7 protein-coding genes and 1 pseudogene are annotated in these 15,321 nt (G+C 68.2%); 4 read left to right on the top strand and 4 right to left on the bottom strand.

Annotated features, from left to right (window positions below):
• Positions 1 to 364: 364 nt before the first annotated feature.
• Both OHO83_RS00485 and OHO83_RS00490 read right to left on the bottom strand, forming a co-directional pair.
• Complete coding sequence (locus OHO83_RS00485; RefSeq protein ID WP_266681887.1) at positions 365 to 1,558, bottom strand: RNA-guided endonuclease InsQ/TnpB family protein; 1,194 nt, start codon at positions 1,556 to 1,558, stop codon at positions 365 to 367.
• 780 nt (positions 1,559 to 2,338) lie between these two features.
• Positions 2,339 to 3,598, bottom strand: coding sequence for a glycosyltransferase family 87 protein (locus OHO83_RS00490; protein ID WP_266681885.1), 1,260 nt, complete (start codon positions 3,596 to 3,598; stop codon positions 2,339 to 2,341).
• A gap of 748 nt (positions 3,599 to 4,346) precedes the next feature.
• Here OHO83_RS00490 and OHO83_RS00495 point away from each other — a divergent pair.
• Complete coding sequence (locus tag OHO83_RS00495; protein ID WP_330278397.1) at positions 4,347 to 4,916, top strand: alanine:cation symporter family protein; 570 nt, start codon at positions 4,347 to 4,349, stop codon at positions 4,914 to 4,916.
• 4 nt (positions 4,917 to 4,920) lie between these two features.
• Here the strand turns inward: OHO83_RS00495 and OHO83_RS00500 are convergent.
• Positions 4,921 to 6,109: pseudogene (locus tag OHO83_RS00500) on the bottom strand (RNA-guided endonuclease InsQ/TnpB family protein); the annotation flags it as partial.
• Between the two features lie 1,460 nt (positions 6,110 to 7,569).
• Here OHO83_RS00500 and OHO83_RS00505 point away from each other — a divergent pair.
• Positions 7,570 to 8,256: a hypothetical protein gene (locus OHO83_RS00505; RefSeq protein ID WP_266681881.1), complete on the top strand. Its 687-nt coding sequence runs from the start codon at positions 7,570 to 7,572 to the stop codon at positions 8,254 to 8,256.
• A gap of 298 nt (positions 8,257 to 8,554) precedes the next feature.
• Here OHO83_RS00505 and OHO83_RS00510 read toward each other — a convergent pair whose 3' ends face one another.
• Positions 8,555 to 9,106: a hypothetical protein gene (locus OHO83_RS00510; protein WP_266681879.1), complete on the bottom strand. Its 552-nt coding sequence runs from the start codon at positions 9,104 to 9,106 to the stop codon at positions 8,555 to 8,557.
• 802 nt (positions 9,107 to 9,908) lie between these two features.
• On the opposite strand from OHO83_RS00510, the gene OHO83_RS00515 reads away from it, so the two are divergent.
• Together OHO83_RS00515 and OHO83_RS00520 are read left to right on the top strand one after the other, a co-directional pair.
• Entirely contained in the window at positions 9,909 to 14,588 is a 4,680-nt protein-coding gene (locus tag OHO83_RS00515; protein WP_266681877.1) for a DUF6531 domain-containing protein, read from the top strand.
• A gap of 47 nt (positions 14,589 to 14,635) precedes the next feature.
• Complete coding sequence (locus tag OHO83_RS00520) at positions 14,636 to 15,097, top strand: hypothetical protein (RefSeq protein ID WP_266681875.1); 462 nt, start codon at positions 14,636 to 14,638, stop codon at positions 15,095 to 15,097.
• Positions 15,098 to 15,321 lie beyond the last annotated feature (224 nt).

Here is a 15,321-nt window from a genome sequence, read left to right on the forward strand (position 1 = left end):
GTCCAAGAAGCCGTGACCAGCCACGGCAACGGTTCATTCGAACCACGAGGCGAGCACTGCCAAGGACGTGTGCCGCTTTTGACGGAGTGGAAAGGGGGCCGTAGGCCCGCGACCGGGCGAGGGCGGGGCCGCGGGCCCACGGCGTCAGGATTCCGATTGCCGGAAAACCAACAGATGCCCCCGGTCCGGGGATTGAGGGCACCACGGGGGCATCTGCCAGCCACTCCAACGGGAGCGCTCGGAGTTGACCCAGCCAATGTGCCCGCCCCCACCAGCGCACCCCGCATCTGACGCGGCGTGTCGCGCTGATACACCCCTTCTTGCTCACCCTTGACATGCTCCGCCTCCTGAAGGAGGGGGATTCCTACGGCTCGCGCCGTGGGGTTTTCTGCTTCGTCGCCGACTGCCCGCCCGGAGAACTCCGTTGAGGTCTTACACCAGCTCCACAGACTGTCACCGCCAGCCCGGCGGCCAGAAGATTGCGTGCCGCGTTCACGTCCCGGTCATGGGTCGTGCCGCACTCACACGTCCAGATGCGGACGTGGAGCGGCATCGTGCCCTGCACGCTGCCGCAGTGGGAGCACAGCTTGGACGAGGGAAAGAAGCGGTCGACCGCGATCACTTCCCGCCCGTACCAGGCGGCCTTGTACTCCAGCATGCTCCGCAAGTCCGACCACGCCGCATCCGAGATGGCGCGGGCCAGTTTCCGGTTCTTGACCATGTTGCGCACCGTCAGGTCCTCGATCACGAGCGTTTGGTTTTCACGAACGAGTCGAGTGGTCAGTTGGTGCAGGTGGTCGCGGCGACGGTCGGCGATGCGGGCGTGGATCTTGGCGACCTTGCGCCGGGCCCTGGCCCGGTTCGCACTGCCCTGCTCCTTCTTCGCCATGCGGCGCTGAGCCTGGGCGAGGGCGGCACGGTCCTTGCGTTCGTGCCGAGGGTTGGCGATCTTCTCCCCGGTGGACAGAGTCAGCAGGTGATCCAGACCGACGTCGATTCCCACTGCCGCATCAGCAGCGGCAAGTGGCGCGATGGCCGGGTCCTCGCACAGCAGGGAGACGAACCAGCGCCCCGCCGCATCCTGCGACACGGTCACCGTGGACGGGGACACGCCCTCGGGCAGCGGGCGCGACCACACGATGTCCAGCGGCCGGGCCATCTTCGCCAGAGTCAGCTCCCCGGCACGGAACCGGAAACCGCTGGTGGTGTACTCGGCAGATTTCCGCGACTTCTTCTTCGACTTGAAGCGCGGATACTTTGCCCGCTTGGCGAAGAAGTTGGTGAACGCCGTCTGCAAGTGCCGCAACGTCTGCTGCAACGGTACGGAGGAAACCTCGTTGAGGAACGCCAGTTCCCCTGTCTTCTTCCATGCGGTCAGCATGGCCGAGGTGGCGTTGTAGTTGACCCGCTCCTGCCGCGCCCACGCTTCGGTGCGGGCGGCAAGCGCGAGGTTGTAGACCTTGCGCACGCATCCGAACGTGCGCGACAGCTCGGCCGCCTGCGCATCGGTCGGATAGAAGCGGTACTTGAACGCCCGCTTCACACAAGTCGTGGCCACGCCCACAAACTAGTGCGACCGATGTGTGAGACCAAACCTGCGGGCCAGAGCACGGCCTTTCGCCCTGGGGGCGAATGACCCCACCTTGCCCTGCTCCGCAGGAGTCCGTTTCCTCCCCTGCCTGAAGGCAGGGGTATCCACGGAGGAACCCGATGAAGCCTTGTGCCGGACAAGCAGCGCCGCGGCAACAGCAACGGTCGGCGTGTCTTAAGGGTTCACAGCGTCCTGCCCGACCCTCTGCCGTACGTTTTCCACGGCTGCCCGGCCCCCGCCCAGTCTTCTCCGGGAGCCGGCAGCCACCAGACACTCCGGCAGGTACCCCACGGCCGCGACACCAGCCGTGCTGCGGCCCGCCGCGGGCACGGACACCCGCCCCGGCATGGCCTGACAGCATCCGCCGACACGGCGCCCTGCCGCTCGAGCCCGACACCGACCGTGCACCGCCCCGAAGCCGAGCGCATCCTGCACGCCCCTAGGGACAGGGCGCAGACCACGGGATGGCCTGCCGGCCGGCAGGTCGCCCCGCACCGCTCGATCGAGAACGGCGCGCAGACAGCCACATCGAAGAGGGCCAGGGCACGTGACCGCGCTCTGGCCCTCTTCGCTGTGGGGGCGGCCGCCCTTGTCCGCCGCCGGTCACTCGCCGCTGTAGAAGTGCCGGTGCTCGCCGCCGTGGCTGGCCTGCAGGGTGCAGCGCATGGCAGCGTCGGCCGCGCGTAGCGCACTCTTCGGGTAGGCGTCGGCCAGGCCCGGGAGGCGGGACGACGTCGGCAGTGGACTTCAGCCGGTGGCCACCGGCTCGTCCGCCGCATGTGGCCGTGGTACCAGCCCACCTGCCTGAACCGGCCTGGTCTTGGCTGCGGTGCAGAGCGGGCGCAGGAGGAACACCGCGGCGGCTAGCAGCAGCCCGTCGCGGACGGCCAGCGTGACGACAGCGGACCAAGTGCTGTTGATGACGCTCCAGTAGGTCCACGGGTAGAGGACTGAGGTGAAACCGCATGCCGCGAGGACCATGCGGGCCGGAATCTGCAGCCCTGATGTGCGCCAGCTGGTGCCGACGGCGGTGATTCCCACGGCCCAGATCATGAACTGAGGACTGAAGACCCGGCTGGTGAAGATGCAGAGCAACACAGCGGCGAGTCCCAGGAAGGAGGGCGTGGCGCCTGTGAAGAAGCTTGCCGGAAGGCGCAACCTCAGCCACACCAGCCCGGCCAGTCCCAGGACATTCAGTACCAGGAGTGCGTGTGCCACAAGGTCTACGTACGGTCCCGTGAACTGCATCGCGCCATAGGCCATCTCCGCCTGCCCCGACCAGCCGAAGTGGCGGGCCACATGGAAGGGCAGCGCGCCGAACGACTCGATCTGGAGACCACGATCTCGCTGCCCGGAGAGGAAGGACCACGCCCCTGGCAGTACGGTGCCGAGCGCCAGGCAGAGAACGGTCGCGGCTCCCAGGGCACGTTTCCACGCCTCACGCATGGCCCCTCCCGACCCGACCCCCAGCAGCACAAGCACCGGCCAGAGCTTCATGGTTGCTCCGACGCCGGCCAGGGCTCCCCCGACTCGGGCACGGGTGGGCAGCCAGAGCAGAGCGGCTACGCAGATGCCTGTGACCGTCATGTCCAAGCGTGCGTAAGGCATCGCCCCGAGCAACGGGATGCCGATCGTCCAGACCCAGGCGCCCATCATGCTGCGCCCTTCTTTACGGCCGGTGCGCACCAGCGCGGTGAACACGGCGGCGTCGACCAGGAAGGCGGCCAGGAGGAAAGCGTGCTTGTAGGTGAGCACTGGCAGCAGCGCGGGCACCAGGACTGCCAGAGACATGCCCGGGGGGTATTGCCAGGTCTCGTCACTTACCGGGAAGCTCCCGGACTGGAAGACGGACAGCCACTGCTGGTAGATGGCGAGTTCCCCGTCGTTCCCGTCCGTGGCCGGCAGGGAGACCAGGCCGAACACCAACATCATCAGCAGCAGTCTGCTGATCCCCCACTCGAAGAGCGGTCCCGCTTGTCGTCCCCGGTCCCGTTGGTGGCCGATCATGAGATTCCTTTCCTTCGTGCCGCGCATCGCATGCACGTGAAGGCCCCTAATTCCGGACGGATGGCGTCGGATGTTTCAGACCAAAGGATGATGAAAGAGCATGGGAACCCTAGGGGAGCCTCCGCTTCGGGGCATGGGCGCATGGCGCGGCTGCGGCACTTTTCGCCCGTTCAGCGGGCTTAGCACCGGATTGCCGGTACATGCGACGGATGGGGAAGGCCAGTTGGTCTTCCCCATCCGTCGCATGCGAGATGCAACTCTGCAAGGCGATCTCTGCGTCACCACGCCGCGCTGCGCCCGCAGCCCCAGCGCTGCGGTGGCGATGCGAGGCGCGGCGATCAGTGCCTGGAGCGGTGCGCCCAGGCCCATGGTGAGCGCGCCGATCGCGAGCGGGCCGAGGGCCGGGGCGAACGTCGCAAAGGTGCCTGTCGTGCCCCGCCGCAGCGAGGCCGCGAGCACGCACAGCGCCCCGGCTCCGGCGGAGCCGGCCCCCGCCCTCGCTCCGGGGCGCGCTGTCCCGTGGCGCTCTTCGCGTTCTCTTTCCGTGGGTTGTCCGGGGCTCGGCGTGGTGGTCGAAGGTGAAGTGCGGTTGTGCACCGGCCGGTTGGGCTGCGTGGGGTTTCTGGGATTTCGTGGGGTGTCTTGGCCGGGAGTCGTCCGCGTGAGCCCGTCAGGGACGGGTGTCAACGGGTGTCGGTGGTGAGGGCTCGACAGCGGCCCGGCGGCCCCGGTCGACGGGAACAATTGTGTGCTGTTCACGCTGCTCACCAAGGGCGTCCCGTTCCGCCGCGTCTCGGACATGATCCGGCAGCTGCGGACCGGCGAGGCGAGTGAGGGCGGCATGTCCTCGCTGCAGACGCTCGCACTGTCCCTGTCCAGCCGCATCGGAGTCGGCTCCATCGCGGGTGTGGCCACGGCCGTCGCCTCCGGCGGTCCCGGCGCCCTGCTGTGGATGGTGGTCGCCGCACTGCTCGGGGCCACGGCCGCGTACGGCGAGGCTGTCCTCGCGCAGGTCTACAAGCGCCGCGGCCACGGCGAGGACCTCGGCGGCATGCCGTACTACATCAAGTACGGACTCAAGGCCCCGTGGCTCGCCTCGGCCGTGGCCCTGACGACGATGGTCGCCTACGGCTTCATCCTGCCCGGTGTGCAGGCCAACAACGTTGCCTCCAGTGCCCGGTTGGCCTTCGGCGTGGACGGCTGGCAGGTGGGCCTCGCGCTGGCCGCCGTCCTCGGCCTGGTCGTCGTGGGCGGCACCCGCAGAATCTTGAAACCTCCCCCAGGTAGATCAGGGGGATTCCTAGCTCACGTCGCCTGATCCCCGGCGGGGATGCAGGTCTTACACGATCAGCACTAGCCGGGACGGAGACCAGCCCGGACGAGCATCACACGGGCTGAGTTTTTGTCCCGGGGTCGGGACACCCCGCATGTGGTGCACGTATACGTTCGTTCTGAGAGAGGCAGCGCGTGGTTGGTTCTCGCTCCGCAGTCTGCGCAGTCCATCGTGGTGTGCGCCGGGTGCACCAGGTGCACGGACCGGCCGTGCTTACGGCCCATCTCGGCCAGGGCTGTCTTGGTCGCGCCGATCGCCGCGTCAGCGGCCTTCTTGGCCATGGTGGACTTCGCGAGGAACTTCGGCCGGAAGTCCTCCACGGCCAGGCCGTCATGGTCGCGGACGACCTTCTTGGCCCACTTGCGGGCGGTGTCCTGACGCTGCCGGGCCACCTTCTTGTGCAGCTTCGCCGTCTGCCGCTTCGCCTCGCGGTAGCCCTTCGATCCGGCGCATCCACGCTTCGGCTTACGCCGGGACATCATCCGCTGATAGTGCGCCCAGCGCTGGGCGGCCCTCTTCCCGTGCTGCGGGTGAGGAAGGTCGTGGTCGTCGCTGGTGGTGGTCGCGGTCTCCTTCACACCCCAGTCGATCCCGATCACCCGGCCGGTTTTCGGCAGTGTCTCGGGCATGCTCGCCACGACGAAAGACGCGTACCAAGCTCCGGTGCTGTCGCGCAAGACGCGGACGCTGGAGGGTGGCTTGGAAAGGGCACGCGACCACACGACCGTCACGGCGATGCCGCCTGCCAGGTGCAGGCGGCCGTCCTTGAGCCGAAAACCCAGCCGGGTGTAGTTCAGCGACAAGTCGTCCTGGTGCTTCTTCTTGTACTTGGGCATCCCGGCCCGCTGCCGCACCGGCACAGCGGCCTTGATGTCCTTCAGCGCCTTCGCCCGCGACTTCGCGAAATCGCGTATCACCTGCTGCTGAGGAACGCTGGAGCCCTCGCGCAGCCAGCCCATGCAGGCACGCGCCTGGGTCAGCATCTTGTCCAGCCGGGCCGGACCGCACTTCTCGTTCTCGGCGTGCGCCCTCTTCGAGCGGGCGCAGCACTCATTCCACAACCACCGGCACCGCGCCCATTCCGCTTGGAGAGCGCCAGTAGCGGTGGACGACACGCGAAGACGGAAGGTGTAGCGGGCATGCCCGACACCTGCCTTCTCCTGCGCCGCGTTCGTCATGAACAGCAACCTATCCGGGAGGACTGACAGTTGAGAGCTCTGATCCAACGGGGGCTGCCTCACCACCACAGCGGGAGCACGCCGATCCGCCCAGCCGGCGAATCAGCTTCCCCTGCCCTGCTCCACAGGAGTCCGACTCCTCCCCGGCCTGAAGGCCGGGGCATCCTCGGAGTAATCCGGTGAAGGCCGCACGACGACGTACGAGTACGACGCGGCGACCTCTCGATGGTGACGAGGGGGCCGAAGACCTCCTCGCGGGTCTCCGCCGGTCCACGACCGCACGCCGAGACCTGCCGCGACGGTCACCCCCGCCGTACCGAAAGCCCACCACCGTCTGCTCATTCACCGGCACCCTACGCGCTGTGTCGAACCCGGGGTGGCTCAGCCCATCGCTCGCCCGGCATGCAGGCGGCCTGCGGCCAACTGGCGGCAACAGGTACCTGGCCGTCCGACGCCAAGCCCGACCTGCTCGAATACGCCCTGTTCAGCGCCCCGTGGACGTGAACCGGTGGCTTGCGGCCTAATTCGGCGGGCATCGGCGGGGTGTTGGCCATACGGTCGCCATGAGCGCTCCTGACAGGAACGGCGTTCCTTGCATGGCCCCGCGCTGCGTCGCACGGGCGCGGGGCTGTGCGGCGCTGGACACACCCCCAGGCGCCCACACCACTTCCCGTGCTGCTGCCTACCGGTGTGCCCGCCCGTTTCTGCCATGTTGTGGCTCCGGAACAGGAGACGAACTGGAAGTCGCAACTGGCGTCATAGCCGTCCGGGAGTGCCTCGACGGTCCGCGTCGGCGAAGTAGGCGGCTGACTCCGCCTCTGCCGCTCCTCCCATTCCACATCACTGCCCCAAGCCAGAGTGGGAACCAGCGAGCCCACTGCGGCAAGCCGTGCGTGAGAACCAACCAGACGCGGAACAACGCGCTGCCCACCAGATAGCCGCAGCGCTTTACGTTGGAGCCTGCGGCCTGCCGCATCGATTGCATGGCCATCCCGCAACGGTATGAGGCACCACCACAACGCGCCTGAGTACACGTACTCACAGCAAGCCAGTTCAGATGCCACCCGATCGTGCAGCAGACCCTTACGCGTGCCGTGATTCGTCGCTGAGGTCGCAGTCCCGGCACAAAAGGCCAGGACACGTACGCCGCTGCTTCCACCCCTCGGCGCATGCCATCGTCGGCGCACGGCCTGCTCGCTCCGGAACGGCCAGGTGCAACCTGCCAGGTCCACCCGCATCGGCCCCAGCCCTCAAAGGGACGCCGCCCTACACAGAGATTCAACCCTGAATGCAGGGTGCAACCATCACTCGATGGGAACATAAGCCCTCACCCATGCGTACTATCGCTACGCCGACACACCACCGCTCGCCGCGGGAATAAACAAACGGGCGGGCGCACCTACTTCGGTTGCACTCACGGTGGTGCGCTATTGCTGCCGAATTGAAGAGAGGCCAACACCATGACTGACAACCCCGTCACCATCACCAGCGTGACATCTCAGTACGCCACTCAGGTCGCACAGGACCTTGAGCTCAATTCCAAAGAGCAGGAACGTATCGGCGCGGAACTCTCCGCCCTGCAGGCGCAGTTGCGCATCCTGCAAGACGACCAAAACGTACTGCACAGCATCCAGAAGACGCTCGGCAGCCGACCGGCATCTGCGCCGAGCACCCCGGAGCCTGCGGCGTCCCTCCCGCAGCAGGCATCCGGCAAGAAGACCACCACCCGGCGTGCCCCGTCCAAGACTGCAGCCAAGGCCCCCAGCGCGAAGAAGACCACTTCCCAGGCCAAGAAGGACAAGACCCAGCACGCGGAGCCGAAGGCGGCTACGGCATCGGCGCAGCCCACGCTGATCGCGCTCATCCGCACCCACCTCGACCAGCAGAAAGAACCCCGTTCCGCGGCGGAGGTCACCTCGGCGCTGGCCAAGGCCCACCCTCAGCGCACCATCAAGTCGACCGTCGTGCGCACCACGCTCGAGAATCTTGTCGCCAAGAGCCAGGCTCACCGGGCGAAGCAGGGCGCCTCGGTCCTCTACACGTCAGTTGCCGTGCAGTCCGCGACGGAGAAGGCTACGGCTCCCGTGCCGCGCCAAACCGAGCAGGACAGCGGCAAGCGCGAGAAGGCCGGTGCGGTCAGTTCGTAGCCGTCGAGGACATCCGAAGAAATCTTTCGGCGAGCAGCCAAACGAAATATCCGGCCATGCGGCCGCGGCCTGTGTCGGTGCGCCAGCCCGGTGTGGGGGCGTTCAGCCGGGCGGCCACCGCGTCGCGTAGGTAGAGCTGGAGATCTTTAAGGGTGTGGGTTGCCTGGGGTTGGTGACGGATGTCGTGGGCTGCGCTATGCCGGAAGCGATGAGGTATCCCGTTGGCGGAGGGCTGACGGCTGAGGAGCGGGTTCGGCGTGAAGGGGTTGCGGCTGGTGCCGCTGTCGATCGGCGGCCGTCACACGGTCGCGGGGCCGGCGGTCTCCTCCCACATCTCGACAACGCGCCGCGCGGCTTCGGCGTAGGCCGCCGACGGGGAGGAGGGATCCTCCAGGACATCGCGCTCGCGGGTGCACTCCCACTCGACCTGAGCAGCCAGGTCGACCAGCTCCTTGGCTTTGTGCCCGGGGAACGGGTCGGCCGGCGTCGTCCTCATCGCCCGCTCCAGGTCCTGCCATCGGTCCGGCGCAATCTTGCGGACCGCCTCGACAAAGTCCATGGGAATCTTCCGCGGGACGCGCACGGCGGGCGTGTACAGCACCTCGCCGGTGTCGCCGCCGGTCACCGTGAACCGGCCGACCGGCCGCAGCAGCCGGGTGCTGCCGTCATAGCGGATCAAGGTCAGCTCGATCCCGTCGGCCCTGCCGGCTTCGACGTCAACGCCGCTGACCACGCCCTGATGCCGGATCGGGTGTTCGTCGCCTGTCCAGCCATCGTCAAGGACAACCCGGCGGCCGCGCAGCGCAGTCCAGTCGACTGCCACAGGGTCTTCGGGCTCGGTGCTGCTCATGCCTGCCCCAACGTCTGATCAGTCGGCAGGACACGAAGCGCGCCGTGCCCGACACCCGAATGCGGACACCTCCCGCCGCGGTTCCCGCCCGGCGGGACAGCGGCAGCAGAGCGGCACGTGCCGCGCCGGTCGTCGTCGAGCGCGTCCATGACCACTCCTCGGCGCCTGGCCGTCCATCCGCCCTCCGCTCCCCCAAGAACCAACACATCCCGGAACGTTGCACTTCTTCACCTTCAAAACCAAGACGCCGACCCGCACTCACGCCTTCATTTCCCAGAGCATGCGTAGAGCAGCTCTCAGAATTTGGGTCTGCTACAGGTTCGGGTGCCAGGTTCGGTCACCCAGCTTGGAGTGCCGGTGCGGTTGGTGTCGTGCCGCAGCGGTGATCCCGAAGTGCGAGGCACCGCTCAGGGCCGCCACCGAGCTCGCCCGGCGCCCACCGGGCTCTGCGGTTCAAGGCGAGGTCGAGGTATCACCCGAGCCGCGTATGAGGGTTGACTCGACGAGCGGATCCCCTGCACTCGAGCGGGCCACAGGAGTTGCGTTTTCCTCGTCCCGCCGGGCGTCCGGCTCCGCGTCTTGGGCGGTAACGGCGGCGCGACATGGCGCTCTCAGGACACTGGGCCGCTCCGCGTCGGTCCCCCGCTGCCCTGACCGCGAGGCTCCGGCGGCCTGGTGTGTGGCAAGAACGGCTGGCTTACCGCTTTCACCTGCGTCACTGCCGTCCACTAGGGTTCTTGATCGCATGCGCAGCAACTTTTATGCCAGCGGGCAGGCGTGAGGCACGGGGAGAGGTACGGGGATGGGTTATACGATTCCGGGCTGGCTGGACGAGATCCTGGACTTCATCGGGATCAATTTCCCGAACGTCGACGAGGACGACTACCGCGAGATGGCCACCGCCATGCGGGAGTTCGCGGAGAAGTTCGAGGGTCATGGCGGGGACGCGCACAAGGCGTTCTCCCGGATCCTGTCCTCTTCCGAGGGCTGGGCCGTCGACTCCATGGAGAAGCACTGGAACCAGATCAAGACCAGTCATCTGGAGAAACTCCCCGAGCTGGCCCGGCTGTTCGCGGACGCCTGTGACGTCCTCGCCGAGATCATCGAGTGGATGAAGCACAAGGCGGAGGCCGAACTCGCCATCATGGCAGGCGCGGTGGGCCTGTCCATCGGCCTCGCCTGGGTGACTGGCGGTCTGTCGGCGGTTCTTGGTGCGGCCGAGATCCAGGCGATGCGGCAGGTGGTCAAGCGGATCATCGACGAAGCGGTCGACCGGATCGTCGACGAGGTGATCGCGAAGCTCACCGAGCCGGTCAATGCGAAGCTGGAGGCGATGGTCGAGGACATGGTCCTGGACCTGGCCGACGGCGCGTTCCACATGCCGCCGGCCAACGGCGGCGCCGGTGGCGGGCACGGCGGCAAGGGCGCCATGCATCTCAACTCGGCCGACGGTGCGGGCACTGGTCCGGGCAAGGTCACCCGTATCGATCATGTCGAGTTCGAGGACGGCGCGGGCAAGGTTTCCCGGCACGGCAGCGACATGCATACGGCTGCCTCCGACCCGCTGGGCCGGGTCAAGGGCGCGTTCGGCCGCAGTAAGGGCCGCGACCCTTTCACGAAGGCCTTCGACAGCGTGCTGCACGGCGCGATCAAGGGCTCCGAGAAGGCCCTGAAGAAGATCAGCAAGCACATCACCGAGACCGTTCCGGAGCGGGTCAAGGGCGCCTCCCGCACCCACAAGGGCAAGGACCACGACGTCCGCACCAAGGTCGATGCCATCACGGGAGGCAAAAAGGACGGCGACGGCAAGGGCGGTGTACGCACCCGGGTCAACGACTTCGTCAAGCGTCTGCCCGACTCCACGAAGGACGCCTGGGACAGGGCCCGCGACAAGGCCATCGCCCTCGGGCAGCGCCGCTGCAAGACCGACCCGGTGGACGTCGCCAGCGGTGAGATGGTGCTGAACCAGACGGACCTGACGCTGCCGGGCGTCCTGCCCCTGGTGCTGGAGCGCACCCACATATCCGGCTACCACTACGGCCACGCCTTCGGGCCGAGCTGGGCCTCGACGCTGGACGAGCGGCTCGAGCTGTCCGGCAGCGGCGCGGTCTGGGCCCGGCCCGACGGCTCGCTCCTCGCCTACCCCCGGCTGCCGCGCGAGGAGGGCGAGGAGGTGCTGCCGCTGGAGGGCGAGCGGATCCCTCTCACGTACGCCGGACAGTCGGCCCTCGGCGACATCACCTACGTCACGGCCGACGTCCGCTCGGGCCTCACCCGGCGCTTCGTCGGCAACCCCTACTCCTCGGGCAGCCTGTACTGGCTGAGCGACATCGAGGACCGCAACGGCAACGGCGTCCAGTTCCTGCGCGACGCGCAGGGCCTGCCCTCGACGGTGCTGCACGAGGGCGGCTACCGGGTGCGCGTCACCTGTGACCCGGAGCTCGGCCGGGTCACGGCCCTCGACGTCGAGACGCCCCAGGGCCGGGTCCGCGTCGCCTCGTTCGGCTACGACGAGCACCACCGGCTGGCCGGGGTGTCGGGGGCGCGCGACGTGCCCCTGCGGTTCACGTACGACGACGAGAACCGTGTGACGTCCTGGACCGACCGCAGCGGCCACACCTACGGCTATGTGTACGACGCCGCGGGCCGCGTCGTGGAGACGGTAGGTCCCGACGGCGCGCTGTCCTCGCGCTTCGCGTACGACACCGCGGCCCGCGAGACCCGTTTCACGGACTCGGCCGGCGCGGTCACCGTCACCCGTCTCAACCCGCTCGGCCAGACGGTCAGCGAGACCGACCCGCTGGGCAGCACGGTGCACTTCGAGTGGGACCGGTACGACAACCTGCTGGCCCGCACGGACGAGCTGGGGCACACCTCCCGCTTCACGTACGACGAGTCCGGCAACCTGCGCACGATCGCGTACCCGGACGGGCGCCACGCTTCGACCACGTACAACGCCCTGCACCTGCCGGAGACGATCACCGGGCCGGACGGCTCGGTGTGGCGGCAGCGCTTCGACGACCGCGGGAACCGCACCGCGATGATCGCGCCCGACGGCACCTCGACGACGTTCACGTACGACGCGTCGGGCGCGCTCGCCACCGCCACGTTCCCGAACGGCGCGACGGAGACCCGCACCAACGACCAGGCAGGCCTGGTCCTGTCGGTCTGCGACGGGCACGGCGCTACCTACGCCGTGCGGCGCGACCCCTTCGGGCGACCGCTGGAGAGCATCGACCCGGCGGGTTCCGTCACTCGCATGGAGTGGACCGCCGACGGCTGGCTCACCCGGCGCACCGCGGCCGACGGGGCGAGCGAGCGGTGGACGTACGACGAGGAGGGCAACTGCCTCACCCACACCGGTCCCACCGGTGGCGTGACCCGCTTCGAGTACACGTGGTTCGACCTCCTGGCCGCCCGCACGGGCCGGGACGGGGCGCGGTACGAGTTCGCGTACGACACCGAGCTCCGGCTCACCGGGGTGAGTGACCAGCAGGGCAGGACGTGGAGTTACCGGTACGGGCCGTCGGGTCTGACCGAGTCCCAGACCGACTTCGACGGCCGCACGACGACGTACGAGTACGACGCGGCGAGCCGCCTCGTCGCCCGGACGACCCCGCTCGGGCAGCGCATCGCCTTCACGTTCGACGCGGTGGGCAACGTGCTGGAGAAGGACGCCGCCGGTGTGCTCACCCGCTACACCTACGACGGCGCCGACCAGCTGATCGGAGCCGTGTCGCCGACCTCGTCGCTGTCCCTGGAGCGCGACGCCATGGGCCGGCTGCTCACCGAGACGGTCGACGGGCACAGCATGCGCTTCGGCTACGACGCGCACGGCGAACTGGTCTCGCGCACCACCCCCACCGGTGCCCTCACGTCGTATTGCTACGACACCGCGGGCAACCGGACCCGGGTGGATCTCGCCGGTCACCCGCTGGACTTCACCCACGACGTCCTGGGCCGCGAGACCGCCCGCACGCTGGGCCCCGCGCACGCGCCGGTCACGCTCGCCTCCCGGTGGGACGCGCTCGGCCGGCTGGCGGCCCGGTCGCTGACCACGGCCCGCGGCCCCCTGCGCGACCGCTCCTACGGCTACCGCGCCGACGGATTCCTGACGCGGGTCACGGAGCGGCACGAGGGAACAGATCAGCTGTTCGAGCTCGACCCGGTGGGGCGTCCGGTCGGCGTCACCGCGGGCGACTGGGCGGAGCGCTACGCCTACGACGACGCCGGGAACCAGACCGACGCCCACTGGCCCGCCCGGTCCACCGGGAGCTGCGGTGAGCGCACCTACGAGGGCACCCGGCTGACGGGTGCAAACGGGCTGCGCTACGAGTACGACGACGCCGGACGGGTCGTCCTGCGCCAGAAGCGACGGCTGTCGCGCAAGCCCGACACCTGGCGTTACGCCTGGGACGCGGAGGACCGTCTCGTCTCGTGCACGACGCCGGACGGCACCGAGTGGCGCTACACCTACGACGCCGTGGGCCGCCGCACGGCCAAGCACCGCATGGCGGCGGACAAAAGCGGCGTGGTGGCCACGGTCCGCTTCGCCTGGGAGGGCACCCAGCTGGCCGAGGAGACCGACTCGACCACCAAAGTGACCCTGACCTGGGAGTACGAGGGCCTGCAGCCGATGTCGCAGCTGGAGCGGCGGATTCCCGCCGACGCCGCACAGCACGAGGTGGACAGCCGGTTCTTCGCCATCGTCACCGATGTCATCGGTACCCCGACGGAACTCGTCGGCGAGCAGGGCGACATCGCCTGGTACAAGCGGTCCACGGTCTGGGGCATCACCACGCGCAACCGTGACGCCCAGGCACACACACCGTTGCGTTTCCCCGGCCAGTACGCGGACCCGGAGACGGGCCTGCACTACAACCTGAACCGGCACTACGACCCCGAGACGGCCCGCTACGTGTCGGCCGACCCGCTCGGCCTGGTGCCCGCGCCCAACCCGGCCGCGTACGTCGTCAATCCCTTTACGTTCATGGACCCCGAGGGCCTGGTCGCGAAGGGCTGCACGCAGGAGAGCGGCTGGTACGGCGGCCTGCTGCCGGCCAACACGAAGAAAGACGGGTCGAAGTACCCGCAGCCGATGGAGGTCAACCACATCCCGGCCAAGTCGGCGTACAAGGACGTCATCGAGCCCGGTTTCTACATCGCGAACAAGCCGCACAAGAAGCAGAAGGTCAACAACGGCCCGGCCATCCGCATGCAGCGCGACCACCACGAGCAGCTGTACAGCACCGGGTACTCACTGCAGTCGCAGGCATGGCAGCAGTACCAGCGCGAGCTGATCAACTCGGGGCGGATCACCGACGCCATGCGCATGGACATCGACGACATCAAGCGGCGCTTCCCCGGCACCTACGATCAGCACATCAAGGACATGGTCGCCAGCCTGGATGACAACAAGCCCCTCCAGGACATGCTCAAGACGCGAGGATGGAAAATCGACAAGGCCGCTCTTCTCGCATGAGGTCCGCGGCACGTCACTAGGGCATCGACAAAGGCGAAGGACGGAACATGGAACTGGAACTACTGCCGCTGGCCGGTGTCGGGCCGCTGCGGCTCGGCATGTCGGCGCAGGAGGCGCGCGACGCGGTCCAGGCGTGGGGGCTGCTGCGGGTCGCCTCCAGTGATCCGGAGCCCGGGCAGATCCTGCTCAAGCACGACACCTCCGGCCTGAACGTGATGCTCGGCTTCACCAAGGGCGCGCTGAGCGGCGTGGAGCTGTTCCGGTTCCTCGACGAGGACGCCGACGTACGCGTGCTCCTCGACGGTCTCGACGTCTTCCGCACCCCGAGTGTGGACCTCTTCGAGCTGTTCGCGGAGCGGGGCCACGAGATCACCGAGAACGACCTCGGTTTCGACGAGCTGCCGGAGCTGAAGATCGTCCTCGCCAACCAGAGCAGCTACGAGTACCCGGTGGACGAGGACGGGGACCCTCTCTACTACGACTACGTGCGCCTCGCGGACCAGATCTGACGCACGGTAGACCCACGGCAGGGCCCCGCTCGGCGCAGACTCCGCGAGCCCCGAGCACGATGTCCGTGCGCCGGTGGTCTCCTGCGGCGGGTGCTGCAGAAGAACTCCACCAAACGCCGGAGCACTGCGAATGAAGCCGGTAGCGGCGGCGCAGCAGAGAGGCGATCGTGCGATTCCGCTCGACGACCTGCGGCGCCGGCTTCTGTAGGTGTTGCACCTCAGTC

The sequence above is a fragment of the Streptomyces sp. NBC_00569 genome, assembly GCF_036345255.1.
GTDB lineage: Bacteria > Actinomycetota > Actinomycetes > Streptomycetales > Streptomycetaceae > Streptomyces.

Coding starts and splice junctions, on each gene's coding strand:
- OHO83_RS00490 (WP_266681885.1), bottom strand. CDS start 3,598: ATGATCGGCCACCAACGGGACCGGGGACGACAAGCGGGACCGCTCTTC.
- OHO83_RS00505 (WP_266681881.1), top strand. CDS start 7,570: ATGACTGACAACCCCGTCACCATCACCAGCGTGACATCTCAGTACGCC.
- OHO83_RS00510 (WP_266681879.1), bottom strand. CDS start 9,106: ATGAGCAGCACCGAGCCCGAAGACCCTGTGGCAGTCGACTGGACTGCG.
- OHO83_RS00515 (WP_266681877.1), top strand. CDS start 9,909: ATGGGTTATACGATTCCGGGCTGGCTGGACGAGATCCTGGACTTCATC.
- OHO83_RS00520 (WP_266681875.1), top strand. CDS start 14,636: ATGGAACTGGAACTACTGCCGCTGGCCGGTGTCGGGCCGCTGCGGCTC.